The organism is Borreliella burgdorferi B31 (assembly GCF_000008685.2).
In the GTDB taxonomy this organism is placed as follows: domain Bacteria; phylum Spirochaetota; class Spirochaetia; order Borreliales; family Borreliaceae; genus Borreliella; species Borreliella burgdorferi.
In genome coordinates, this window is the sequence record NC_001903.1 from 1 (window position 1) to 26,498 (window position 26,498).

At 26.3% G+C, this 26,498-nt stretch carries 27 protein-coding genes; 15 read left to right on the forward strand and 12 right to left on the reverse strand.

The genetic code is table 11. From position 1 onward, the window contains the following. Positions 1 to 45: 45 nt before the first annotated feature. The gene (locus BB_RS05480; protein WP_010890591.1) at positions 46 to 324 is read left to right on the forward strand and encodes an acylphosphatase; all 279 of its coding nucleotides are present in this window, start codon (positions 46 to 48) and stop codon (positions 322 to 324) included. On the opposite strand, the gene BB_RS05485 is transcribed toward BB_RS05480, so the two are convergent. The 3 genes from BB_RS05485 to celB form a co-directional block, all read right to left on the reverse strand. After that, positions 308 to 751, reverse strand: a complete 444-nt coding sequence (locus tag BB_RS05485) for a hypothetical protein (RefSeq protein ID WP_010890597.1) — start codon at positions 749 to 751, stop codon at positions 308 to 310. The genes BB_RS05480 and BB_RS05485 overlap by 17 nt on opposite strands. An 85-nt stretch (positions 752 to 836) precedes the next feature. After that, positions 837 to 2,186, reverse strand: coding sequence for a telomere resolvase ResT (gene resT / locus BB_RS05490; protein WP_010256138.1), 1,350 nt, complete (start codon positions 2,184 to 2,186; stop codon positions 837 to 839). Positions 2,187 to 2,475: 289 nt separating this feature from the next. Next, positions 2,476 to 3,798, reverse strand: coding sequence for a PTS cellobiose transporter subunit IIC (gene celB, locus BB_RS05495; RefSeq protein WP_010890590.1), 1,323 nt, complete (start codon positions 3,796 to 3,798; stop codon positions 2,476 to 2,478). A 285-nt stretch (positions 3,799 to 4,083) separates the two neighbouring features. Here celB and BB_RS05500 point away from each other — a divergent pair, with 285 nt between their 5' ends. Genes BB_RS05500 through BB_RS05510 form a run of 3 tightly spaced genes read left to right on the forward strand, consistent with a single transcriptional unit; the run spans position 4,084 to position 5,866 of the window. Continuing rightward, the gene (locus BB_RS05500) at positions 4,084 to 4,431 is read left to right on the forward strand and encodes a PTS sugar transporter subunit IIA (protein ID WP_010258204.1); all 348 of its coding nucleotides are present in this window, start codon (positions 4,084 to 4,086) and stop codon (positions 4,429 to 4,431) included. Positions 4,432 to 4,439: 8 nt separating this feature from the next. After that, on the forward strand, positions 4,440 to 4,757 hold the full coding sequence (locus BB_RS05505) for a PTS sugar transporter subunit IIB (RefSeq protein WP_012593119.1): 318 nt from the start codon (positions 4,440 to 4,442) through the stop codon (positions 4,755 to 4,757). A gap of 11 nt (positions 4,758 to 4,768) precedes the next feature. Beyond that, on the forward strand, positions 4,769 to 5,866 hold the full coding sequence (locus tag BB_RS05510) for an alpha3-beta1 integrin-binding protein (RefSeq protein ID WP_010890588.1): 1,098 nt from the start codon (positions 4,769 to 4,771) through the stop codon (positions 5,864 to 5,866). A 21-nt stretch (positions 5,867 to 5,887) separates the two neighbouring features. Here the strand turns inward: BB_RS05510 and BB_RS05515 are convergent, their stop codons facing one another. Further along, a complete protein-coding gene (locus BB_RS05515) occupies positions 5,888 to 6,517 on the reverse strand; it encodes a hypothetical protein (RefSeq protein WP_012686628.1) in 630 nt (209 codons plus the stop codon). Positions 6,518 to 6,676: 159 nt separating this feature from the next. Between BB_RS05515 and BB_RS05520 the strand changes: the two genes are divergently transcribed. The 5 genes from BB_RS05520 (at position 6,677) to BB_RS05540 (ending at position 10,652) form a co-directional block, all read left to right on the forward strand. After that, positions 6,677 to 7,714 carry a lipoprotein gene (locus BB_RS05520; RefSeq protein ID WP_010890596.1) on the forward strand — a complete coding sequence of 346 codons (1,038 nt, stop codon included), beginning with the start codon at positions 6,677 to 6,679 and terminating at the stop codon, positions 7,712 to 7,714. 121 nt (positions 7,715 to 7,835) lie between these two features. Further along, positions 7,836 to 8,765 carry a plasmid maintenance protein gene (locus BB_RS05525; RefSeq protein WP_010890587.1) on the forward strand — a complete coding sequence of 310 codons (930 nt, stop codon included), beginning with the start codon at positions 7,836 to 7,838 and terminating at the stop codon, positions 8,763 to 8,765. 15 nt (positions 8,766 to 8,780) lie between these two features. Next, the gene (locus BB_RS05530) at positions 8,781 to 9,299 is read left to right on the forward strand and encodes a DUF226 domain-containing protein (protein WP_010256164.1); all 519 of its coding nucleotides are present in this window, start codon (positions 8,781 to 8,783) and stop codon (positions 9,297 to 9,299) included. Beyond that, a complete protein-coding gene (locus BB_RS05535) occupies positions 9,275 to 10,036 on the forward strand; it encodes a ParA family protein (RefSeq protein WP_010890586.1) in 762 nt (253 codons plus the stop codon). Before BB_RS05530 ends, BB_RS05535 begins: the two co-directional genes overlap by 25 nt. Before the next feature lie 67 nt (positions 10,037 to 10,103). Next, positions 10,104 to 10,652, forward strand: a complete 549-nt coding sequence (locus tag BB_RS05540) for a chromosome replication/partitioning protein (protein ID WP_010890585.1) — start codon at positions 10,104 to 10,106, stop codon at positions 10,650 to 10,652. 267 nt (positions 10,653 to 10,919) lie between these two features. On the opposite strand, the gene BB_RS05545 is transcribed toward BB_RS05540, so the two are convergent. Beyond that, positions 10,920 to 11,417 carry a hypothetical protein gene (locus tag BB_RS05545; protein WP_010890584.1) on the reverse strand — a complete coding sequence of 166 codons (498 nt, stop codon included), beginning with the start codon at positions 11,415 to 11,417 and terminating at the stop codon, positions 10,920 to 10,922. Between the two features lie 596 nt (positions 11,418 to 12,013). Between BB_RS05545 and BB_RS05550 the strand changes: the two genes are divergently transcribed. Further along, on the forward strand, positions 12,014 to 13,606 hold the full coding sequence (locus BB_RS05550; protein WP_010890583.1) for a peptide ABC transporter substrate-binding protein: 1,593 nt from the start codon (positions 12,014 to 12,016) through the stop codon (positions 13,604 to 13,606). A gap of 286 nt (positions 13,607 to 13,892) precedes the next feature. Here the strand turns inward: BB_RS05550 and guaB are convergent, their stop codons facing one another. Together guaB and guaA are read right to left on the reverse strand one after the other, a co-directional pair. Continuing rightward, a complete protein-coding gene (gene guaB, locus BB_RS05555; protein ID WP_010890582.1) occupies positions 13,893 to 15,107 on the reverse strand; it encodes an inosine-5'-monophosphate dehydrogenase in 1,215 nt (404 codons plus the stop codon). A gap of 24 nt (positions 15,108 to 15,131) precedes the next feature. Further along, a complete protein-coding gene (gene guaA, locus BB_RS05560) occupies positions 15,132 to 16,667 on the reverse strand; it encodes a glutamine-hydrolyzing GMP synthase (protein WP_010890581.1) in 1,536 nt (511 codons plus the stop codon). Between guaA and BB_RS07760 the strand changes: the two genes are divergently transcribed. Together BB_RS07760 and ospC are read left to right on the forward strand one after the other, a co-directional pair. Continuing rightward, positions 16,652 to 16,885: a hypothetical protein gene (locus tag BB_RS07760; RefSeq protein ID WP_044283680.1), complete on the forward strand. Its 234-nt coding sequence runs from the start codon at positions 16,652 to 16,654 to the stop codon at positions 16,883 to 16,885. The two genes, guaA and BB_RS07760, sit on opposite strands and share 16 nt — an antisense overlap. A gap of 17 nt (positions 16,886 to 16,902) precedes the next feature. After that, positions 16,903 to 17,535, forward strand: coding sequence for an outer surface protein OspC (ospC, locus tag BB_RS05565; RefSeq protein WP_010890595.1), 633 nt, complete (start codon positions 16,903 to 16,905; stop codon positions 17,533 to 17,535). A gap of 430 nt (positions 17,536 to 17,965) precedes the next feature. Here the strand turns inward: ospC and BB_RS05570 are convergent, their stop codons facing one another. The 4 genes from BB_RS05570 to BB_RS05585 all read right to left on the reverse strand — a co-directional run bounded on the left by BB_RS05570 (position 17,966) and on the right by BB_RS05585 (position 21,851). Beyond that, the gene (locus BB_RS05570; protein ID WP_010890594.1) at positions 17,966 to 19,321 is read right to left on the reverse strand and encodes an NCS2 family permease; all 1,356 of its coding nucleotides are present in this window, start codon (positions 19,319 to 19,321) and stop codon (positions 17,966 to 17,968) included. 109 nt (positions 19,322 to 19,430) lie between these two features. Then, positions 19,431 to 20,786: an NCS2 family permease gene (locus BB_RS05575; RefSeq protein WP_010890593.1), complete on the reverse strand. Its 1,356-nt coding sequence runs from the start codon at positions 20,784 to 20,786 to the stop codon at positions 19,431 to 19,433. A gap of 71 nt (positions 20,787 to 20,857) precedes the next feature. Further along, positions 20,858 to 21,364: a hypothetical protein gene (locus tag BB_RS05580; protein ID WP_010256197.1), complete on the reverse strand. Its 507-nt coding sequence runs from the start codon at positions 21,362 to 21,364 to the stop codon at positions 20,858 to 20,860. Then, positions 21,339 to 21,851 (reverse strand): hypothetical protein, encoded by a 513-nt coding sequence (locus BB_RS05585; RefSeq protein ID WP_012672918.1) that lies wholly within the window; start codon positions 21,849 to 21,851, stop codon positions 21,339 to 21,341. Before BB_RS05585 ends, BB_RS05580 begins: the two co-directional genes overlap by 26 nt. 46 nt (positions 21,852 to 21,897) lie before the next feature. Here BB_RS05585 and BB_RS05590 point away from each other — a divergent pair, with 46 nt between their 5' ends. Further along, positions 21,898 to 22,593: an ImmA/IrrE family metallo-endopeptidase gene (locus BB_RS05590; protein ID WP_010890600.1), complete on the forward strand. Its 696-nt coding sequence runs from the start codon at positions 21,898 to 21,900 to the stop codon at positions 22,591 to 22,593. 9 nt (positions 22,594 to 22,602) lie between these two features. On the opposite strand, the gene BB_RS05595 is transcribed toward BB_RS05590, so the two are convergent. Continuing rightward, entirely contained in the window at positions 22,603 to 23,154 is a 552-nt protein-coding gene (locus tag BB_RS05595; protein WP_010890599.1) for a lipoprotein, read from the reverse strand. Between the two features lie 100 nt (positions 23,155 to 23,254). Here BB_RS05595 and BB_RS05600 point away from each other — a divergent pair, with 100 nt between their 5' ends. Continuing rightward, positions 23,255 to 24,499: an ankyrin repeat domain-containing protein gene (locus BB_RS05600; RefSeq protein WP_010890598.1), complete on the forward strand. Its 1,245-nt coding sequence runs from the start codon at positions 23,255 to 23,257 to the stop codon at positions 24,497 to 24,499. A gap of 325 nt (positions 24,500 to 24,824) precedes the next feature. Then, positions 24,825 to 26,453: a PTS transporter subunit EIIC gene (locus BB_RS05605; RefSeq protein WP_010890592.1), complete on the forward strand. Its 1,629-nt coding sequence runs from the start codon at positions 24,825 to 24,827 to the stop codon at positions 26,451 to 26,453. Positions 26,454 to 26,498 lie beyond the last annotated feature (45 nt).

Sequence of the window (26,498 nt, forward strand, 5' to 3'; positions counted from 1 at the left end):
TTTAAAACTTTTCTATTGGATAGATTTTATACAAAGAAGGTAATAATGTATAAACAACAATATTTTATTTCTGGCAAGGTGCAAGGTGTTGGTTTTAGATTTTTCACAGAGCAAATAGCAAATAATATGAAACTAAAAGGATTTGTAAAAAATCTCAACGATGGAAGGGTAGAAATTGTAGCTTTCTTTAATACTAAAGAACAAATGAAAAAATTTGAAAAATTATTAAATGGGAATAAGTATTCAAACATTAAAAACATTGAAAAAATAGTTTTAGATGAAAATTATCCTTTTCAATTTAATGATTTTAAAATTTATTATTAGGGCTTGCCTCTCGTTTAACAAGTACCTTAACCTTATTTTTTGGTTTAATATTGTGCACATAAGAATTGTTATTCTTATAGCAAGACACACTAGTTCTAAAAAAATGTTCGACTTTAAATTTCAAAAACTCTAAAGACTTTCTGTTTCTACAAAAAATATTCAAATTGCCATCAGAGAATTTAATATCAAGCCCACAATTACAACTTGTTTTTAAAAAACTGCACGAAATAAAACTACCATTTGAACTATTCCTATTAAAAAGAATAAAATATTTTTTACCTCTTTTGGAGTCTTTAAAATAAATTCTAAGCCATTCTCCTGCTGGCTTAACTGAAGCCAATCTATCATAAAGATAAGAAATGTAAATCGTTCTATTGTCATTAGATTTTAAAATTTTTTTAAAAAAATAATGAGGACCTATTTTCATACAAATTATATAATATCTTATTAATAAAATATTTCCTAATATTTCCCAAATATATTGATAATGCCTGAATTTAAAAAAACAAAAACTATAGCTTATAATTAAAAATTATTGATAAGTATTCTGTAAGTTTTATATAGTTATAATTGTATCCATATGTGGCTTTAAAAGCTTTGCGAATTTTAACATTCAATCCTCTAACCATTGCCAAAGTTTCTAAATTATCCTTTAACATCAAATTTTTAATTACAATCAACGTTTTAATATAATTATCATCAAATATATGATGTTCTTTTATCAAACTTTCTAAACGATCCATTGTAAGAGTAGAATAAGTAGCTTTACGTCTAACATATGTATAAATTCTTTGATTAAGCAATGTTAATAAGCTATTATCTGCCTTATCGTCTAAATTATCTAAAACATACCGATTATAATGAAAGGCCGTTGTTATGTCATTTGGCTCGTGCCCCAAAACTTTTGTTATCCAATAATTCATTTCCATGTTTTTAGGCGCAAATGCAAGATAAGAAAATTTACAATAAATTGCTCTGCAAAAATAGACAGACTCTTCAGGAGCAAAAATATTATTAAAAATTTGACGAAACAATCTATTATAACTGTATGCAAGATTAGAAGAGATTATCTCTTTAGTAAGATTCTCAGTCTGCTCCATATAGCGTATTTCTTTTATGGAATTAATTATTAATTCAGGATCTGCAAAAACTGGAAAAACAACTTCATTAACAATATTATTTTCTCGCTTTTTTGCAATAAACTCCATACGAATATGATTTTTATCTGCGATATAAAATTGTGAAAGCTTCATTACTTCAACAGGACGACGTCCTATTGCCATTAAAACTCCATAAAATTTTAATCTAATATCTCGACTTTGATTCAGTAGAAGCTTAATTATTTCAATATAGGTATTTAAATTAATTTTAACAAATATCTGCTCTTTCCTATAACTATTAATTTTTTCAATTTTATATTTATGAGCATAATCATTTAACCATTTTGGAGTTACAAACAAATCTATAAAATATTGAAAATAGGACTTCTCATCATTCATTTGATTTGAAAATATCAACTCTTCTATTTTTTTTCGATCTTTAATTCCTATATTTTTTAATTCTTTTATTCTTCTTGATTTCCAAAAAAATAAAAAAGTATTATCTCTTCTAATCCTTTCAATTACTGAAAGATTAATATATTCTTTAATTATTTTACGAGTCTTTGAAAGATTTAAAATTATTGAACGATTTGTAAATTTATCTTTTCTAAAAAGAATAGCTTTGTGATTCTCTGCAAGAATTTTTAGTTTTTCTTTCAATTTTAAATATGAAAGCTCGTTATTGAGATATTTTTTATATAGAATTTCTAATTCTTTTCTAAATATTTCAAAATCATTTTTTATCTTCACTTTTGGAGGCATATTAATTCAATTATACCAAGTTTAAAATCTTTAGCTAAGTAAAAAATTTCTGATTTTAAAAAAATATGCTTATATATTAAATTAAATTATATAATATGTACTAGGATGCATAATAAACCAAAGAAATATTCTATTCACACCGATAAATCTTTTTATTAATTTAAATCATAAAATAATAAACTTCGAATTTTAAATAAATTCTTTTATCTCCCAAAAAAAGAGCTATTTATAAATAGCTCTCTAATATTGTGTATCACAAGTTTTGCAATAGCAATTCTAAAAAAATTTCCTATTCTTTTTCCTGCAAAAGTAGAGCCTTATCATACGCTTTAATAAAGGGTAAATACATAAATACTGAAATAATCAATAATAATAAAACTAGAACAAACGATTTAATATCAAGCCCTGTAGAAAAAAAAGCTGCAATAGGAGCAGGGGTTGTCCATGGAACCAGAGTTCTAACCCTTTCAATAATTCCAAAATTAGTAAGAGTATATGCAACAATTATATTAAATATAGGGATAAGTAAAAAAGGAATGCCTAATATAGGATTTAAAACTATTGGTGCACCGAACATAATAGGTTCATTAATATTAAAAAGACCAGGCGCAAATGAAAGTCTACCTATAGCCTTTAGATGTTGGGATTTACTAAGCATCATAGCAATAGCAAGCCCTAGGGTTGCGCCAGCACCACCAATATACACAAATGAATCAAGAAATCCCCCCGCTAAAATATGAGGAAGTGGAAGATTGTCAGAAAGAGCCCTAATATTAGAATCAAGATTTGACAAAATTATAGGATTAAGAAGAGCAATAATAACATTGGTACCATGAAGACCACAAAACCATAATATATGAACAATAAAAGAAATTGTTAAAGTCCCAACTAAAGTATCGCTAATTTGCAAAACAGGCCTAAACATGCTCATAATTATTTCGGGAAAAAGGCTTCCTAAAGAACTTTGAATAGCAATATTAACACTTTGAGCTACAATTGAAAGCGCAACAACAGGAATTAAAGCTTCAAAAGATTTTAAAACAGCAGGCGGAACAGACTCTGGAAGCTTAATTGCCATATTTTTTTGAACTAAAAATTTATAAACCTCAACAGAAAAAATAGCAGCAATAATAGCCGTAAATACTCCTTGAGCACTAAAATATCTTGCATCAATTACAGGAAACCATGAATTGGGCTGAATTCCCCATTTAGCAGCATCTCCACCGTAAGGTATCCAATCTGATTGTCCAGCTAAAATTAAAAATGTATAAAGAGATAAAAATCCTCCTGTAATCCCACTAAGTTTATAATGATTAGATAAGTTATAACCAATACCAAAAACAACAAATATAGACATAATACCCATACTTACATAAAATGGCTGAACAAGATTTCCTTTATATTTAGCCATTAAATCAACATACCACTGTTGGTATAACAATGTTTGAGAATCTGTAAAGGGCAAATTAACTAAAAGTAAAATAAAAGAACCAACTATTAAAAAGGGCATAGAAAAAGTAAAGCCATCTCTTAAAGCAATTAAATATCTATTTGAACCAATTTTGCTAGCAATAGGAACTAAAGTAGTTTCAATAAAATCTTGAAAATTCATGAAAACCATCCTCCAATAAAAACTAATTAAAAGTTATAATTAATAACTTACAATATTTATTATAATATAATTTATCTCTCAATAAAAACTAATTAAAAGTTATAATTAATGACTTACAATATTTATAATAACATGGTATAATTAATAGCAATGATAATAAAATCCTTATAAGATATATTTATAATAAAATTATTTATTTTAAATATATCTTATAATATAATATTTGTAAGATATATTAAATAATATTAATTATTGCTTTATAAATAAAAGGAGTATATTTTATACATGAATAAAAAAATATATAGCATAGAAGAATTAATAGACAAAATAAGCATGCCTGTTGTAGCTTACTCTGGTGAGGCTAAAAGCTTTCTAAGAGAAGCTTTAGAATATGCCAAAAACAAAGAATATGACAAGGCAGAGCTTACTATACAAGAAAGTAAAAAATCCATTGCAAAGGCCCATGAAGCACACAGAGAAATAATACATCAATCAGCCACTAATCCAAACTCTGTCAAAACGCCTTTTATTTTAATTCATGCTGAAGATCATTTAATGTCTGCAATTTCAGAATTAAGCATTTTTGAAGAATTAATCAATGTTTACAAAATAATAAATGAAATAAAAAAATAGGAGAAAATATGAACATACTACTTGTATGTGGAGCTGGGATGTCCACAAGTATGCTGGTACAAAGAATTGAAAAATATGCCAAATCAAAAAATATAAATGCAACAATTGAAGCTATTGCTGAGACACGCCTTAGCGAAGTTGTTGACCGATTTGACGTTGTTTTACTTGCACCACAGTCAAGATTTAATAAAAAAAGACTTGAAGAAATCACAAAACCCAAAGGAATTCCAATCGAAATAATTAACACAATCGATTATGGAACAATGAATGGCGAAAAAGTATTACAACTTGCAATCAATGCATTTAACAATAAAAGTTCAGTTTAAGGAAGGCTAAAATGAAAGAAATTGGAATATCCATATACCCCAATGTAAGTCCTAAAAATAAAATTATTAAATATCTTGAAAAAAGTGCTCATTTTGGATTTACTCAAGTATTTACCTCTTTGCTCTATATTAACGGAAATGAATTTGACATATTCAAAGAATTACTTAGCATTGCAAATAAAAACGGAATGAAACCTATTATTGACGTAAGTCCTGAAATTTTCAAAGAATTAGGCATTGATCTTTCAAATCTTAGAAATTGTCCAAAACTAGATTATTTTAAAAAGCTTGGCGCCTGGGCAATTAGATTAGACAATACATTCACAGGCATTGAAGAATCATTAATGACTTTTAACGACTCTGACCTTAAGATTCAACTTAATATAAGCAATATAAATAAACATATTGATACAATAATGTATTTTAAGCCTAATATAAAAAATTTACTTGGGTGTCATAATTTTTATCCTCACAAATATACAGGACTTTCAAGAAATTTCTTTAAAGAAACAACAAAAATATTTAAACATTATTCAATCCCAACAGCCGCATTTATTAGCTCTAATAATGCAGAAGAATGCGCACGAGGGAAAGAAAAAGAAGGTGTTCCTACGCTAGAATCACATAGATCTAAAGATATAGAAACCCAAGCAAAAGATCTTTTCAAAGAAGGAATAGATACAGTCCTAATTTCTAATTGTTTTCCAAGTGAAACAGAACTAAAAAAAGTATCAAAGGTAAACAGAAATATTTTAGAGCTCAAAGCAGACCTAAATCCAGATGCAAATTCAGTAGAAAAAGAAATAATCCTTGAAAATTTACATTTTAATAGAGGTGACATTAATTCCTATAGAATTCGATCAACTATGCCAAGAGTGTACTACAATAATAAAAAATTTCCTGTACATTCTCCAAATGAAATTAAAAAAGGAGACATCCTAATAGATTCTTCAGAATACTTGGGTTATACAGGAGAACTTCAAATAGCACTAAAAGATACCCCAAATAATGGTCTTGTAAACGTAGTTGGGAAAATAATCAATGATGAAATATATCTACTTGAAAAAATAGAACCTTGGGAAAAATTCAAAATAATAGAAAATAAATAAATGCACTAATAAAAAGTTTCTTTATTGTAAAAATTTTTCAATTGCTTTAAGGACATAATAATAAACAGTAATGTAAGACTCTCTTAAATCAAGATTTTTAGAACTATCAAGAAAATATATAAATTCATTGGTAGAAGAATTAAGATCCTCAATATTATTTTTAAGTTCAAACTCCCGATTAATAGCCCTTATGTCGTCCAAATTAAAAATAATAGTGGCAAAATTCTGAATATTACCATTGATTCTATTTTTAAAAGAAATTTTTTTGTCAAAACTATCAATACCGCTAAATTCAGGTTCATTTGAATTTAAATTAACAATTTCTAATTTAAATTTACGATCAAAAAAAATACCAAAATCATAGGTTAATAAGTTTGCTTTTTTAGAACTTAAAGTCAATTTCATTGTAATATTATTGCTAAATTTATCTAAAATAAAAAAATAAGAATAATAACTAATATCTTTAATAGAATCAAAGTAATTCTTAGCATGAATGCCGGTTTTAAATTTACCATCTCCTAACGATTCATACAAAGCAATCTCACTTTTTATTACCTCATCCAAAGGTCTAATAAAAATTGAAGAAACACTAATATTGCATGAAAACAAAAAAATAATAAAGGGAAAAATAAAATTAAACTTTTTTTTCATCTAAAATTTCTCATTAAATATACTAAAATATATTAATATTAAAGAAAAGCTTGCATAAAAAGTATAACAAATTCTTTAATAATTAAAATCAAAAAGAATATAATTATTGCACTAAAATTAAATTTATACAGTTATATAGAATCACTTAAGGAACAAAAAATGAAATACCTTAAAAACATTTCCTTATTTTTGTTAATTTTAGGTTGCAAATCCATCCCAAATGGTAATTTCAATCTACACGATACAAACCATAAATTAGGAAAACTAAAATTTCAAGAAGACTCGATAATAAGCAGAAATTATGATAATAAAATATCCATTGTGGGAGTATACAACCCTTTAACAGAAAAAGAAAATTTTAAAGTCAATATTTTCATCAAAAAAAAAGGATTACAAATAGATCCTGAAAATATTTTGATAAATGAAGAAAAAATTAATTATTCAAAATATAAAGCAGAACTCAAAGTAAAATCTAGCTTTAATAAAAGCATTATCAGTATTTCACTAACTAATTCAAGAGATCTATTAACCTACATTTACGATAAAAGCACAGGGAAATACATTAACATTGACTTTAAGGACAATTGGAACGTATCGCACAGTATAAAATTTAATAAGGAGTATATTTTAGCATATATAACAGATTTTGATAAAGAAATTAAAATATCTAAAAATATTTTGCAAAAACGTATTGATAATAGAAAAATTGAAATTGAAAAAACAGAGCTTAAAACAGAATATAATGAAATAGAGGATTATTACATCTACAGTATGAAAATTCCAAAATTATTTGAAAAATCAGACGCTCCCTCTGAAACTTACGAAACATTTGTTATAGCAAATTATTACCCCTGTGAAAATTTAAATATACTGTTTTTGAATTTAAGCTTATACTCTGATAAATTACGCTTTCTAAACTCTATTTATGATGAGAATGATAGAAAATTAAAAATGGAGCCTCCTGTGAGAGCCTTAAAGAATTCAAAAACAATAAAAGAAACATTAAATATAGTATTAAGTCCTCAAAAAATAATAGAGCTAGCAAAAAACATTGAAAAAGATATTACTCTAAAATTAAAATCTTACGGAGAAAAGGGAGAATTCACATTTGAAATATATAAACCACTTCTTTTAAAATTCTTAAAAGAAGTAGATCATTGCATAAAAAATTTGCAATCAAGTAGGCATAAATTTTAACTTATTGACTCTTACACATTTGAATGCAAATTCACCAACAAAACTTTACTTTTTTAAATAAGTGTATTACTATTAATTTTAGTGCTTAATGCAATAAAAGATCAAACGATAGGAGCTTAAAATGTATCAAATAAAAACCAACAAGATGCCTTTTAATAAAGTAGTAGACCGAAGATTGAAAATATTTTGGGTCATCCAAAAACTAAGCGCCAACTACTTCATATCTAAAAAAAAATACTCTCTAAGCAATGTTGTAGCAATGACAAATTCTATATTGGAAAAAAAAGGATTCAAAAGGGTCACTAAAAGGACGATACAAAATGATATAAAAATTTTTGAAACTTTAGGATTAATTAAAAGTCATTTCAATCCACTTGGAAAAAACAATGGAAGTTTTACTTACTATACAATAAATAAAGCCCTTGAAAAATTAGCTAAAAAAATTATCAGTACAGCATATTTTATTGACAAAAAAACAAAACATGAAAAATCAAAAAATAAGCAACTAAAAAAAATTAAAATAATAGAAGAATCTCAAAAATACAAAATTTCACATCAAATAACTTCACATGTATTAAGTAATAATATAAGTAAAAAATATAAGAATTCTAAATATTCTTTTAGAAGAAAAAATCAAAACATAAAAAAAACTATAAATTTCTTAGAAAAAGAAATAAAAAAAAAATCAAAATCAATAAATCTAGAAGAAATAAAAAAAATAACAGAAAACGACATAACTTATAAGAATTCATTATGGAACTTAAAAGATTTTATGGAAGAATTAAAAGAATATGAAGAAAAAAAAATTATAAAATTTTATAAAAAAAATCTAGAAAAAAAGAAACAAAAAATATGGTTTATGGCAAAAAAATTCAAAAATACAGACTTTGATAAACTAATAAAAAAATTTAAAATTAAAAACAAAATGGAAAGAGAAAAAAATTATGAAAACGAGAACCAAATACATACATCAAATAACATAAAAAATGCTATTGTATTAATGAAGACTCTAATAAAAAAACAAAAATATGACAAAAAAATTAAAAAGTAAAGCAAAAATAATATAATGAAAAATAAAGAAACAAAAAAAAATTTTTTCAACAAAATTGAAAAATTAGAAAACAAAATTATTTATCACACAAAAATCTTTAGCATGATAAATAATTTTGAAGCAAAACCCAAAAAAGGAAAATTTTGGCTATGTCTGAGAAATATATTTAATAATAAAAAATACGAAAGTTTTCATTTATTTTCAGTAAAAGAAAACGATAAATTTTTAGGAATTTTTTATGGTTTTAAAAACCTACCAAGACCATTTGTTATAAATTATTCAGAAAAAGGAACAAAAAAAACAATAAGATTAAAAAAAATATTTTATATGGAATTCAAATTTAAAAAAGGAAGCGTTTTTTGTTATTTAAGAAGCTTATACATATTCACCAAGATAAAAAATAAAAATAAACTTTTTTATAAATCTCTTTTAGAAAGAACTCTAAAAATTGAAGAAGAAATACATAAATTTTATGGTAAAAAATATGAAAGTAATAAAGGGATAGTAAATTGGATAAAAAAAACACAAAAATAATAACAATTGCATCAATAAAAGGGGGGGTGGGAAAAAGTACAACATCATTAATGTTTACAAACATACTCTCAAAAAAAAATAATAAAATATTATTAATAGATTTAGATCCACAAGCAAGTAGTACAAGTTTTTATATTAATATATTAAGAAAAAAAAACCTTAGTCCAAAAGATATCAATATATATAAAGTTCTTAAAAAAGAAATAGACATAGAAAATTCAACAATCAAAATAGATAATAATACAGATTTCATAGCAAGCCACATAAACCTGAGTAGATTTAATGAAGAAAGTATTTCATTGAAAGAAAATTTACTCAAAATTTTCTTAAGTTTTATTCAAAACAGATACGACTTTATTATAATGGATACTGCACCCACATTAGGAAGCTTGCTCAATAATAGTTTAATCATCTCAGATTACTTAATCATACCTTTGCCAACAGACCAATGGGCAATTGAAAGTTTAGACCTAATAATTAACAGGCTTGATGATCTTTTTAGAAAGGATTTGCCAATATTTTATTTAATAACCAAATTTATTGAAAGACAAAATATTGATAAAGAACTTAAAAAGTTTATTGAATGCGAATATAAAGGCAAATTTTTAGGAAGTGTTCCAAAAAGAGATAATTTACGTAAAACCATTTTTTACAGAGAAGAATTCAATTCTAATGAAGATTATTATAAAGCTTATGAAAATATACTTGAAAATTTTTTAAGCATAATTTCAAATTAGTTCCATATGGAACTAAAAGTTCCATATGGAACTAATTTGAAATTATGCAATGGAGTAAAAATAAAAGATGAAATTAAATAAAAAAATAGAAATTGTCAAAAGAATTGAGCTTAGTGGAAATGAAATAAAAAAAAGCAGAGAATCTAGATATTTAAAATTGAAAGAAAAACTAAAAATTTTGATAAAAGAGGAATCTTACAATAAAATTGAAACAGCTAGAATTCTAAAAGAAATTAATGATAATAAGTACTATGTTATAGACAAATATAAAAGCTTTGGTCATTTTATAAAAGATTATAATATGGCAAAAACTACTGTTTATAGATATATTAAACTAGCAATAGGAATTGACAGTGGTAAAATCAATTATGAATTAATTTTAAAAAAAGGAATATATTATGCTATGCAATTTTTAGAAAATAATGAGACTATAGTTAATTCAAAAAGGATATTAAATAGATCACTTAGGCTAAAAATTGAAGACGAAAAAAGCCTTAATTTTTATAAATCAAATACAAACTTTGTAAGCTTCTTATTAAAAGAGCTATATTATGATAATCAAAAACTACTTATAAATATTAAAAATAAATATGACAATTTGAAAAATAAAAAATAATATTCTATATTTATAAAATAGTACTATATTTAAAAAATGTTTCAAAAACACTTTACAAAAAAATAAAATACTATATAATAATCTATATAGATTGAGATGCAATGTCTCGCTCTTGTTGTTTGATTAGAATAATAAGTTGGCTACCACAAGGTAGCCTTTGTCATTTTTGCAAAGAATTAAAATAGGAATAATATAGCCTCTATATCAATTCTATTTTGCAATAAAAATTTATTTTAAACTGAAAATAAATACCAATAAATTAAAAAATTAACTTTTATAATCTTTATTTTCAATCGATTCAACCATTACTAGAAAGTCCAAAATTTTATATTTTTTCAAGCTTAAATCTTCTAATCCAATTCTAATTTTAACCTCCTTATTCTTATAAGAAGCATCTTCTTCTTTAATCATCCTTTCCAATAAAGATTTGGTCAAAACAAATGATGAATAATTAATCCAGTTGCCAAAAAAATGGTTATTATCTCTTTTGTAGCTTACTTTTCCCTCAATTTTAGTTCCATCCAGCAGCAATAAAGGATTCTGTTCTGTTATACTATGGTTTCTAAACCTTGTGTATAATACTATTTTAGTTATTCCTGTTTTATAATTAAAAATACCCTTAAGTTCTGCATTTTTATTTAAGCTTTGGTATATTCTAAATGTTTTTCCAAATTGATCGTGCTCAACGTTTAAGGAAGTGCAAGATATTAATAAAAAAAATACCAACAATTTTAAAAATTTTAATTGATTTTGATATAATATCATATTCCTCTCCTTTGATAAAAAAATTATAAACTAGTGAACATAATAATATATTTTTTATTAGATCATTGCAAACAATTTTTGATAAATTAATTTTTTATTTCTTTAAATCATTATTTTAGGGATTTTTGGTTGCTACTTTTGTTTAGCATTGCTTTTGTTAGAAATATATAAGAAAGTTTTTAAACTCTTTAAAAGGTGTTTTAAAAGCAAGAAAGTTCTTGTATAGAACTTTTATTGCCACAAAGGAAGTGTTAAATATGAAATTTAGTTTAGAATTTAATTCTAATTTTTTAAAATTCAATATTAATTTATTTTTTTATTAAAAAATAATAAATCTAAATAAATCTAATTTACAAATAGATAAATAATTAAATTTAAAATTATTTTTTATATGTATAATAACCATTGGAGAGCAAGCAATAAAAGATTATAATCTTTTCAATATAAGATCAATTATTTTGCTTATTTAATGTAAAATGCTAATTTTATTTTAGAATAATTTAAGTGCTTTTAATAACGTTAATGTGAAATTATATTTCATATATAATAAAATATAGGCAAAATTTAAATTTATAAAAACTTGTAAGGATGCTTGTATGAAAATATTGATAAAAAAGTTAAAAGTTGTATTATTTCTCAATTTAATTTTACTTATTTCTTGTGTTAATGAAAGTAATAGAAACAAATTGGTTTTTAAGCTAAATATTGGAAGTGAGCCTGCTACTTTAGATGCTCAATTAATAAACGATACGGTTGGATCAGGGATTGTAAGCCAAATGTTTCTTGGCATTTTAGATGGAGATCCCAGGACTGGAGGATACAGACCGGGACTTGCTAAAAGTTGGGATATTTCTGATGACGGAGTAGTTTATACGTTTCATTTAAGAGATAATCTTGTTTGGAGTGATGGAGTTTCCATTACTGCCGAAGGAATAAGAAAATCTTATCTTAGAATTTTAGATAAAGAAACCGGCTCATCTTTTGTTAACATGATTAAGTCCGTTATTAAAAATGCAGAAGAGTATTTTGACGGCAAAGCAAATGAGTCTGAGCTTGGAATTAAAGCTCTTGATGAAAAAACTTTAGAAATAACGCTAAAATCTCCAAAGCCATATTTTCTTGATATGTTAGTACATCAAACATTTATTCCTGTACCAATGCACGTTATTGAAAAGTATGGGCAAAGGTGGACAGACCCCGAGAATATGGTTGTTAGTGGTCCTTTCAAATTAAAATCTAGAGTTTTAAATGAAAAGGTTGTTCTTGAAAAGAATAATAAATATTATAATTCCAAAGATGTTGTTCTTGACAGTATTATATTTTTTGTCACAGATAATAGCATTACAGCTTATAATATGTATTTAAATGATGAGCTGGATGCAATTTTTAAGAATGTTCCACCAGATTTGCTTAAGGATCTTAAGCTTAGGGACGATTATTATTCAATGGGTATTAATTCAACCTCTTTTTATTCTTTGAACATGAAAGTAAAACCGCTTGACAATGTTAAAGTTAGAAAGGCGCTGTCTTTTGCTATTGATAGAAAAACCTTAACAGAGAGCGTTCTTAATGATAGTTCTATTCCTACAAGAAGAGCAACTCCAGATTATATTGATTACTCTTATAAAAGCAATTTGAGCTTATTTGATGCTGAAATGGCAAAGAAGCTTTTGGCAGATGCAGGATATCCCAATGGTAATAATTTTCCTTTATTAAAAGTAAAGTACAATACAAGTGATAGCCAGAGAAAAATTGCTGAATTTATTCAAAATCAGTGGAAGAAAAACTTAAATATTAATGTACAGCTTGAGAATGAAGAATGGTCAACATATATAAATAGTAGAGTAAATGGTAATTATGAAATAATAAGATCAGGATGGTCAGGAGATTATGCTGATCCTATGACGTTCTTAAGCATCTTTCAAACTGAAAATACATCTTTTTCATCTTATGGATATTCAAATTCTGAATATGATGAACTTTTAATAAAATCAGATAATGAGAGAGATATTTTTAAAAGACAGGAAATTCTAAAAAAAGCAGAAGCAATAATAATTGAAAGAGATTTTCCGGCTGTATTTCTTAATATAACTTCTTCTAGTTATCTTTTTAGAAACGACAAGTGGAAAGGTTGGGAGCCAAATATTTCGGAAAGATTTAATTTATCTGAAATAAAACCAATTAAATGATTTAAGTAAAAATGGTTTATAGCTAGATCTTTTGATTTGGCTATAAACAAAAATAAGAAATGAATTCTTAAATTAAGAATTCATTTCTTTAACTTAATTATTTTAGAATTATTATTTTTAAATAGAGTAAGCATTAATATATTAATACTAGAAAAAGCATTACAAAAACAGAAAGCTATATTTATTATTCTTTTCCTACCAAGGTTGTTATTTCTTTAAAAGAAGGATGCAATATTTTGATCTTTTAAAGATGTTAGTTATTTAATTTGATAAATGTTTTTTATTTTTATGTTATGCTAAAAACATCGTGAGGATGGGATTCTTTTAATGAAGAATGGCTTATTTTTACAAACTTAGAATTTATTTTTAAATCAGATATTGTTGCTGCTCCTAAATAGCCCATTCCAGACATTAAACCGCCTTTTAATTGAGTCAAAATATCTTTTAATTTTCCAGAATACGGTACCATGCCTTCAATTCCTTCGGGGACTAATTTTTTAGGTTCGTTGTTTTCTAGTTGAAAATATCTTGATTTGGAGCCTCTTTTCATAGCAGAAATAGAGCCCATTCCAACGTAAGATTTGAATTTTTTTCCATTGTAAATTATTTCTTCAGAAGGAGATTCTTTTGTGCCTGCAAAGAGATTGCCTATCATTACGCTATCAGCTCCTGCTGCGATGGCTTTAACCACATCTCCTGAAAACCTAATTCCGCCATCTGCTATAATACAAATATTTGTATTATTACAAGCCTCATAGACATCGCAGATTGCTGTTATTTGGGGAACTCCAACTCCCGCAACGATTCTTGTTGTGCATATACTACCCGGACCTATTCCTACTTTTAAACAATCTGCTCCTACACTTATTAAATCTAATGCAGCTTCTTTAGTTACTATGTTGCCAGCAATAAGGTCTAAGTTTGGGTACTTGGTTTTAATTTTTTTGATAAGCTCTATTATTCTTGTAGAATGTCCATGGGCAGAGTCTATGACAAGTATATCTACATGTGCTTTTACAAGCTCTTCAACTCGTTCTATGGTATCAATATCAATAGAAACAGCAGCACCTACTCTTAGCTTGTTATTTAAATCTTTGCATGCATTAGGAAAATCTTCTTTGTGTTCTGCATTTTTGTATGCATCGGATTTTTCTAGATGTTGTTTTGCTGTAAATATTTCGGGTTTTTGCTCATTTGTATCTCCATTAGTGTTAATAGTCTTTTGGAATTTATATGTTTTTACTTTTTCTATCTCTTTTCTTTGAGCTTCTATTGACATATTTTTATGTATAATTCCTATTCCACCCTCTTTAGCAATGGCTATTGCCATTTGGCTTTCTGTAACAGTATCCATTGCTGAGCTTAAAAATGGTATGTTTAGGGATATGTTTTTTGTTAATTGTGTTTTTAAACTAACCTCACTAGGTAATACAGATGATTTTCTTGGAATTAAAGACACATCATCAAAAGTTAAAGCTTCTTTTGTTATCTTATTTGGCATAAATTTTCCTTTTTATTGTTCTTATTATTCCCATTCTATGGTTGATGGAGGCTTAGAAGATATATCATAACAAACTCTATTTATACCCCGAACTTCATTAATTATTCTTGAAGAAACTTTTTTTAAAAAACTGTAAGGAAGTTCAGTCCATTCTGCAGTCATGAAGTCTTGGGTATTTACACATCTAATTACAGCTGTATATTCGTATGTCCTTTGATCTCCCATTACGCCTACAGATTTGACAGGAAGCAATACAACAAATGCTTGTCTTATTTGATAATATAAATCATTTATAAAAAGCTCCTCTGTTAGAATATTGTCTGCTTCTTGTAAGATATTTATCTTTTCTTGTGTTACTTCTCCAATTATTCTTATAGCTAGTCCTGGGCCGGGAAATGGATGTCTGTAAAGAGATTCTTTTTTAATACCTAGATTTATTCCGATTTGAATTATTTCATCTTTAAAAAATTCATTCAAAGGTTCTAAGAGTTTTAAACTCATCTTATCTGGGAGTCCCCCTACGTTGTGATGAGACTTGATTTTTGAAGAAGAGCTGTCTTTTGATTTAGATTCAATTACGTCAGAATAAATTGTTCCTTGAGCTAAATATTCTATATTTTGATCTTCTAGAGTAATTTTTTCAAAAACATCTACAAATTCTTTTCCTATTATTTTTCTCTTTTCCTCAGGATCACTTATATTTTTTAAACGGTTCAAGAATTTTGTAGAAGCATCAATATATTTTATATTTAAATCATATTGATGCTTTAATTCTAGTATTTTTTTATCTTCATTTTTGCGCAACAATCCAGTGTTTACAAAAACGCAGATCAAATTTTCGTTTATAGCTTTTTTTATAAGCAATGCGCAAACTAAAGAGTCTGTGCCACCAGAAAGTCCTAAAATAACCTTTTTGCTTCCCACTTTAAGCTTAATTTTTTTCACAATGGTTTCTAGATTGCCTTCTAATGACCAATTAATTTGGGCTTGGCAAATTTTAAAAACAAAATTTTTAATTATTTGATCACCAAATTCAGAATGAGTTACTTCTGGATGGAATTGTAGGCCGTAAATTTTTTGAGTTTCATTTGATATAGAAGCAATACAATTTTTTGTAAAAGCTAATTGTTTGAAATTATCAGGAATTTTTTCAATACTGTCTCCATGACTCATGATAATTTGAAATTTGTTTGGAAGTTCTGAAAATAAAAGAGATTTTTCATCTCTTAGAAAGATTTCAGAGCTCCCATATTCTTGCTTAGAGTCTTTAGATACTAGGCCCCCAAATAATTTAACAATTATTTGCATTCCATAACATATACCCAAAATAGGTATTTTCAAATTAAAAATTTCCATATTCAAGGTAGGAGCTTCTTTTGAATAAACAGAAGCAGGACTTCCACTTAGTATTATTCCTGAGATATTCATATTTTTAATTTCTTTTAAAGGAGTATAGTAAGGTATTACTTTTGTATAAACGCCAATTTCTCTAATTCTTCTTGCAATTAGTTGGCTATATTGGGATCCAAAATCTAATACAAGTATTGCCTGAGTATTCATTATATAAGTCCTTAAATAAATTAAAACTTTTTTTATTAAAGTATACTTCATTTAATTTTAGCATATTTGGCTTTGCTTATGTCGATTTTAAAATCAAATTAAGACAATATTTTTCAAATTCTTCAATATTTATTCAAGATATTGAAGAATTTGAAAAAATTATTTTTTCAAATAAAAAATTGAAAAACAAAATTGTTGGACTAATAATTCATAAATAAAAAGGAGGCACAAATTAATGAAAAAGAATACATTAAGTGCAATATTAATGACTTTATTTTTATTTATATCTTGTAATAATTCAGGGAAAGATGGGAATACATCTGCAAATTCTGCTGATGAGTCTGTTAAAGGGCCTAATCTTACAGAAATAAGTAAAAAAATTACGGATTCTAATGCGGTTTTACTTGCTGTGAAAGAGGTTGAAGCGTTGCTGTCATCTATAGATGAAATTGCTGCTAAAGCTATTGGTAAAAAAATACACCAAAATAATGGTTTGGATACCGAAAATAATCACAATGGATCATTGTTAGCGGGAGCTTATGCAATATCAACCCTAATAAAACAAAAATTAGATGGATTGAAAAATGAAGGATTAAAGGAAAAAATTGATGCGGCTAAGAAATGTTCTGAAACATTTACTAATAAATTAAAAGAAAAACACACAGATCTTGGTAAAGAAGGTGTTACTGATGCTGATGCAAAAGAAGCCATTTTAAAAACAAATGGTACTAAAACTAAAGGTGCTGAAGAACTTGGAAAATTATTTGAATCAGTAGAGGTCTTGTCAAAAGCAGCTAAAGAGATGCTTGCTAATTCAGTTAAAGAGCTTACAAGCCCTGTTGTGGCAGAAAGTCCAAAAAAACCTTAATTAAGATCAATATTATAAGATTAATTTGTTTTAAAAAAGTAACTGGAAAAATAAAGTCAATATAAGTCAAGAAAGATTTCTTGGCTTTTATTTTTTTATTTTCTCAAAAAATTTCTTAAAATTCATTTTAACTTTAAGCTCTTCTCTTAAAGAATAAAAACTTATTACAAAAGCCGTTAATAAATTGAATTTAAGCATTTAAATATAAACAAAATTGGGTGCTAGAAATTTGATTTTAAAGACTTTAAGTAGGCTTAAACGGTTTTGGCAAATTTTTAAAGATAATAGTAGTTTCTTTGGTTTTATGTGAGATTTTAAAAAGTTGTTAAATAGACTTAACTATTTAAAAAATAAAGACTCTTTTTTATGATTTATAATTTAGGTTTTTGAAATTGCAAATTTTAAATTTTTTTTATAAATAACAAATCGGTTAATAAATATAAATAAATTTAATAATAAAAACTAGGCACAGTATTATCATTACTGGAGAGATTTTATTTTTTTTATTTTCCAATAAATTAAGTATTATGTTTATTAAAACATAAAATATTATTCCAATACTTATCCCCGAAGAGATATTGTATGTTAAGGGGATTAGAAAAAGTATTAAAAAACTGGGAATATTTTCTCTTATATTAGAGAAATTAATTTTCAATATTTCTCTGCACATTGAAAATCCTACATATATTAGTGCTGCAGCAGTTGCACTAGCAGGAACTGCAATAAATAATGGTGAAAGGAATATTGCAATAAAGAACATTATTCCCGTTACTATTGTTGTAAGTCCGGTTTTACCACCTTCTTCTATTCCTGTGCAACTTTCAATGTATGCGGTTACGGTTGAAACTCCCATTATTGCTCCAACAGTAGTAGAAATGGCATCAATTAAAAATATTTTGCCGACATTAGGAATTTTTCCATTTTTGTCTAACATATTTCCTTTTGCTGCCACTGCTATTAAAGTGCCCAAAGTATCAAATAAATCGTTAAACAGCAATACCAATACAATTGTAATAAAGCTCCAAAAATGTTTGCTTAATATGTAGGAAAAATCTAACTGGTTAAATATTGGCCCAATAGATTCGAATCTTAAAATTCCATCTGGAAAACGTATTCCAGCAGCTACTGCGCTTTCTGGACTAAAGATTGCATATATCCAAGCTATGGCAGTGACTGAGCAAATTGCCCAAAGTATACTTCCCCTTATATTTAATTGTTCAAAAATTACAATAAAAAATAATCCTAAAAATGTAAATAAAACTTTCAAGTCAATGAATGATCCAATTCCAACCAATGTAGCATCATTTTTAACAATAATTCCCCCATTGACAAAGCCAATAAAGGCAATAAAAAGCCCTATTCCAACCGTAATAGAGTATTTTAAATTTACCGGTATGGAATTTGCAATACTTTCCCTAGCTCTTGATAAAGATAGCACAATAAAGATTAGCCCCTCGATAAAAACAGCAGCTAGTGCAACTTGCCAAGGAATATTCATTCCAATTACTACAGAAAATGCAAAAAATGCATTAAGACCCATACCTGGTGCTAGTGATATAGGGGTATTAGTATAAAGCCCCATTAATATACTAGAAAATGCTGATGTTAAGCAAGTTGCAGTAACTAATGCGCCAATTGGCATACCTGTGCTAGATAATATTGCCGGATTAACAGCTATTATGTATGCCATGCTTAAAAAAGTGGTAATACCACCGATAATTTCTTTTTTATAATCAATGGTTTTATTTTTAAATTGAAATAACAATGTTTCTTTGGATTGATTCATTACAAATTACTCCTCAAATTTTATTTTATATCAAAAATAAAACCAACGCTATTTATTGGATTTTAATCTAATAATAAAATATATTGATAAATCAAATTTTATAGAAATATTAATAGCCATAAATAAATTTAATAATAAAAATTAAGCATAATATTAGCAGTACAGGAGAAATTTTAATCTTTTCTTTGCTAAAAAAATTAAATGATACATTTACTAAAATATAAAATGCTGCGCCAACAAAAAATCCTGAAGAAATGCTATAAGCTAAAGGAATCAAAAAAAATATTAAAAAGCTGGAAATATTTTCTCTAATATTAAAGAAATCAATTTTAATTATTTCTCTACACATTGAAAATCCTACATATATTAATGCTGCAGCAGTTGCGCTAGCAGGAACGGCAATAAACAATGGGGCAAAAAAAACTGCAAATAGAAATAATGTTCCAGTTACAATTGAAGTAAGGCCCGTTTTTCCACCCTCAGCAATTCCTGTAAAACTTTCAATATAAGTAGTAACAGTGGAAACACCCATTATTGCTCCAAAAGTAGTAGCAATGCCGTCTACCAGTAATATTTTTTTTGCATTAGGAATTTTTCCATTTTTATCCAACATGCCACCTTTTGTTGTAACGCTTATTAAAATACCCACAGTATCAAATAAATCATTGAACAAGAGAATAAAAACTATTGATATAAAAGTCCAAAAATGCTCATTTAAAACATAAGAAAAATCTAATTGATTAAATATTGGTCCAATGGATTCAAATTTTAAAATCCTGCTGGGAAGTTGTATTCCAATAGCCTGGGCACCTTCTAAATTAAAGATTGCATATATCCAAGCTATGGCAGTGACTGAGCAAATTGCCCAAAGTATACTTCCCCTTACATTTAATTGTTCAAAAATTACAATAAAAAATAATCCTAAAAATGTAAATAAAACTTTCAAGTCAACAAATGATCCGATTCCAACCAATGTAGCATCATTTTTAATGATAATTCCCCCGCTGACAAAGCCAATAAAAGCAATAAAAAGCCCTATTCCAACCGAAATAGAATATTTTAAATTTATCGGAATAGAGTTTATAATTTGCTCCCTTACTCTTAAAAAAGATAAGAGAATGAAAATTAGTCCTTCAATAAAAACAGCAGCTAATGCAACTTGCCAAGGTATATTCATCCCAATTACTACAGAAAATGCAAAAAACGCATTCAAGCTCATTCCAGAAGCCAATGCTAAAGGCGTATTGGTATAAAGTCCCATTAGTATAGTAGAAAATGCTGCTGTTAGACAGGTTGCGGTAACTAGTGCACCAATTGGCATGCCTGTGTTAGACAGTATTGCTGGGTTAACAGCTATAATATATGACATACTCAAAAAAGTAGTAATGCCCGCAAGAATTTCCTTTTTATAGTTAATATCACTGTTTTTAAATTGAAAAAATAAACCTTTTACATACTTACCCATAAAACTTTCCTTTTTATTGTTTAAAAATATTTTCAATAATAATTATTAGGCTTTTAATTCTTTTTAAAGGCCTATTGTGCCTTATTAAGCATATTGTTCTGGAAAAGAATATCTTCGCTGTCAGGTAAGTTTGAAAATACAATGGTTTTAATAATCTTTTCAGAACTATTTGTAATAACAAATTTTCTCGCTTTAATAAGCTTTAAATAAGCTTTTAAAGAAATGTCTCTTCCAACGCTAAAAAAGGTTTGAAGATATTTATTATCAATTAGCTTATGCCGATTAAATAGAAATAAGGCAATTATATCATTTCCAACTTTTAAAAATAAAGGTTCTTTGTACCTTAAGTTCCAAGCATTAGAAACAGTAAAATAATGTCTTAAAGAAATTTTATTATTCTCTTGAATTAATTTAATATATTTGGAATCTTTTTTTAATTCGGGAATGCCATCAAAATAGATTGTAGAACAAGACAATGTTAAAAATAGCAAATAAAAAAGTAATAAATATTTTTTAAAAATTTTCAAGAAAGTCCATAATATGTAAGTTTTTTTATAAAATTTTGTTTTTAAATGCATATTCTAAAGTATTTTTTGTATTCTTGAAATTAACATCAATAAATCTTGGATCATATTGCAAGGTATCCTTAGTCCAAACCTGAAAAGAATCCTCATTAAATAAAAAGACTAGCTTTTTGTAAGGGGTTAAAGCTTTTGACATAAGAGTAAAATTATCTTTATCAAGATTAATGTACAAAAACTTAAAATTTCCAATACTAACTACCTTAGAAATAGCAATGCTTCCAATATATTTATTGTCTTGAATTAATTTTAAATGACCTTTAGTAAAATTTAAATTTGAATCTAACATAACATTTAAAAAAACACTAAATTTATTGCTCGATTTATCTTTTTTAATGTATATTTGACTGTCTGGATAAAAATAAAGAAAATAATCTGCTCTTTCAATTTTTTCAAAATTCTTTTCTAAATCTTCAGCAATATTTAAAATCTTGCAAGAAGAGCAAATAAAAACCATTAAAATCAAAGAAAAACAGTATTTCATAATTAACTTATATTATACAATACAGAAAGGAGAGTATTTATATTAAATGAATGAAAACAAATTCAGCTCTTGTATTGAAAATTCTAAAGCCTATTCGGATTATATAACATCAAAACATAAAATATTACTTATTCCTGTTCCTATAGTAAAAATTGCCATGGGAGAAGATCTTAAAATTTTCGAAATAAGTTTTCAAGATAAGAATAAAGATTTTCCAGGATATATTCAATTAAATAAAAAATCTTTATATATAAATGAAAACATGAGCCTTGAAAATAAAAGATTTACAATAGCAAAATACTTGGGGCATTATTTGATGCATCAAGATCAAATAAAAAATCTATCTAAAAATGAAAACTATTATAACAACATTCAAGATAGTCAAATGGTAACAGAAGCTAACATATTTGCAGCAAACATATTGATCCCAACAACCACATTAAAATTAAAATTATCTCAATATAAATCTAAAGAGTATCCCCAAAAAACAATAGCAAAAGAATTCCAAGTAACTGAAAATATAATTTATTTAAAATTAAGCATAATTAATGATCTTGTCAAAATAGATAAAATAAAAAAGAGTAAAAAATTTTTAAAAATTAAAAACACAAAAGAAAAAATAGAAGCCAACATCTACCTCCACAATACAGATAAAATTAAAGAATCAATAGCTCTTGATTTGGAAAAATATGAACTTGAAAAAAAAGAACGAATTAAAAAAATATTTGAAGATCTAGAGTAAAAAGCTTTCTCAAGTTAAAAACTTTTTGAGTATATATTCCATCTTTACATTCGCCAAGACTAAATAATTTTTACTCTTAACAAGAGAATCTAAATGGTTTTTTGCAATTACAATCCAATACTTATTATCCATAAATTTTTTAGCAGTTGGAAAATTTATTTTCAATGAAAAATTTTTCATAATTTTTTGTTTTTCAAGATAAGATAAAACTTCTGCCTTAAAAGATGCACCTTGGGTCAAGCTATAAGCAATAAGTATTCTATATAATTTCTTATTATAAATAAAAAGATCTTTAATAAAATTAATATTATTATTGAAACTAGATTCATCAACGTAAATATAAGCACTATTTTTAGTATCACTCAAGCTTTCAAAATCAGATGAATAATGCAAATGTTCGTAGTCTTTTATTTTAAAATTTGAAATCTTCAAATCAGGATAATTCATTAAAGATGATAAAACAGTTAAATTTATTTTATCTTTTTCTGGTATTTTTACCAAAGATATAGTTGAACAACCATAAAACAATAAAAAATAAACGGATATTAAAAACTTCTTCATTTAATGCCTAATTGTATGCTTTTAGTAAAATAAAGTAAAGTAAATAAAAATATAGAAATATTTTGATATAATTTAAAAATAAACTTTAAAAGGATGTAAAATGAGTTATTATGTGCTAAGCAAAATATTTCTATATTCTGGGTACCTTGTTATTGGATTTTTATCTTTTACAATTTTCAATAAAAATTTAAGAAATAAAATCAGAGATAAATTAAAAAATTTATACTTTTTATATTATTTAACTTTTTTTACTCTTTTTATTATTAGTTCAAATTTATCTTATTACTTCACCGAAAAGCAATTATTAGAAGATTTTAATATTTTCGAAAAAGAATTTTTCGAAATACATAAAATAAACGAACAATTTTTTCAAAAATACCTACTAAATTTTCCAGTACCAATAAGAATGGAATTGATGTCAAAATTTGATCCACTATATACAGTGTTTAATGCTAGTTTTGAGAAATATGCTAAAAACATTGGAAAAAGTTCTTATGAAATTCAAACAAATTATAAAAATTATATTAGGACAACAAATTCAGAAATTAAAGAAAAACTAGAACAAATAAAAGAAAATATTACCCCTATTTATAATAAATATAAATTACCTATTCTAAATGGAGAAAATACAGAAATAAGTATTGATGAGAATGGAAATATTATTCCTGTTATAAAAAATACAAACGGACAAATAACAGAATTACTGTTTTACGATCAAAATTATAATTTAATCCCTTTTAAAAAATTTGAAAGCTATAAAGTTAGATTTGATCTAATCCCAGAAAATAAAAACATAAACTTCAAAGAACTAATAAACGTTTACTATCTTGATGAAAAAAATATTATCACTCCCATAGAATATTATAAAAATAATATAGACATGAGCCCTTATTACATAGACTTGCAAGAAAATAAAGATGATTTTCTTAAGGCAATAAAAATCAAAAAAGAATATGGTTTATACATTGAGAAAAAAAAGCAACTACAAAATTTAACTGAAAATGATAAACTTGATGATTTTAAAGAATTTTTATTAAAAAATAATAATATTTTTTCACTAAATACAATATTTTCCAACGGCAATCCAATATTTACTTATGCCATAAATGTAAAAGCAAAAAGTATTATAAATTATTTAATAACAAAAGAATTTAATATTAATTTAACAAATCAAAATTCTCAAACAGCTCTTCATAGTGCCATAATTCAAAAATATGATTTAAATTTTATTAAATCACTTATCGAAAAAGGCGCTAATCCAAATATCAGAGATGGCGACAATAAACTGCCCATAGATTACTCTGACAAAACTAGTGAAATCTATAAATATTTAATCGGTATTTAACTTTACAATGCTAATTGATGATTAATTCCATTGCAAACACCCTAATCCAAATTGATCCGATTTATTTCTAAATTTAATTTAAAATAATTTCAATGAAAACGAAGATTATAAGCAATGCTTTATAACAAATGCCATGAAATTAAAGGGAAAAACAATCTTTAATGTTTTTTATAAATACAAAATTTTATAAACAGCAATTCAATATACTATCATTTATTCTATACTGATATTTACAAGATTAAAAAATCTTGTTAAGATATTAAGCGTATTATTCAAATTAATTATTTTAATTAATTAATTTGCACTTAATAAAAAGGGGAAAATTATGTCAACATCATCAGCATCTATATCTATATTTACAATATTACAAAAAATAGGAAAAGCCTTCATGCTTCCAATAGCACTTTTACCAGCAGCTGGAATTTTATTGGGAATTGGGGGAGCATTTACTAATGAAACAATGATTCAGGCTTATGGATTAGAAGAAGTCCTTGGAAAAGGAACTGTTGCTAACTCAATACTTTATCTTATGAAATATACAGGGGAAGTAATTTTTGCTAATCTGCCCTTAATGTTTGCAGCGGCAATTCCAATCGGACTTGCTAAAGTAGAAAAAGGAACAGCTGCTTTAGCAGGAGTAGTGGGATTTTTGGTTATGCATCAAACTATAAATGGGATTTTGTACATACAAGGAATCACACCAGAAAGCGCAAGCTTAAAAGCACTATTGGAATTAGGAATGCCTGAAACAGCTGCAACTGCAAAAAGCCAGGAATATACAAGTGTACTTGGAATATTCTCTCTTCAAATGAGCGTAATGGGAGGATTGATAGCAGGATTTGTTGCTGTCTTTCTTCACAACAGATTCCATAATATTCAATTACCCACATTCTTAGCATTTTTTGGGGGCACAAGATTTGTGCCAATTGTAACTACAATGGCAATGTTTGTGGTAGGAATATTTTTAACATTTATTTGGCCTTTTATCCAAGGTGCAATGACTTCGTTTGGAAGAATTGTAGAACAATCAGGACTTTTTGGAACATTTGCATATGGAGCAATAAAAAGATCTTTAATTCCATTTGGACTCCACCACATATTTTATTTGCCATTTTGGCAAACAGCTGTTGGGGGAACATTGGAAATAAATAACGAATTAATCTCAGGAGCACAAAATATATTTTTCAAACAACTTGCAGATCCCAATACTGTACACTTTGAAGTTGCAAAAGGAACAAGATTTTTTAGCGGGGAATTTGTTGTTATGATTTTTGGATTACCTGGGGCGGCGCTTGCTATGTACCATACATCAAAACCTGAAAATAAAAAAAACGTAGCTTCATTGCTACTATCTGCTAGCTTTACATCAATGTTAACAGGAATTACAGAGCCTCTTGAATTTGCATTCCTTTTTGCAGCACCAGCACTTTATTACTTTATATATGTTCCTCTTTTTGGACTAGCATATCTTTTAACACACCTTTTAAACGTAGGAGTTGGACTAACATTTTCTGGCGGATTTATAGATATGTTCCTATTTGGAATACTTCAGGGAAATAGCAAAACAAATTGGATAGCAATTCCTATCTTGGGAATCTTCTACTTTATTGGATTTTACTTTATATTTAAATTTGCAATCATGAAATTCAATCTTAAAACAATAGGAAGAGAAGACGAAGAGATGGAAAAAACCATGATGAGTTCAGAAAAAACAAGCTTATCAGAAACCGCTTCAAAAGTATTAGAGGGTCTTGGAGGAAAAGATAATATTACATACATTGATGCATGTGCATCAAGATTAAGAGTCAATCTAAAACAAATAGAAGTCATTAAATCAGACGCCTATTTCAAAAATCTAGGTGCCAGTGGAATATTAAAAAAAGGAAATAGTGTTCAAATTGTATTTGGAGGATTGTCCGATAATATAAAAATGGAAATCGACAAGCTTATGTAAAATTTTTAAAATATAATATAAAAACAGCTAATCCAATAGAAAAAT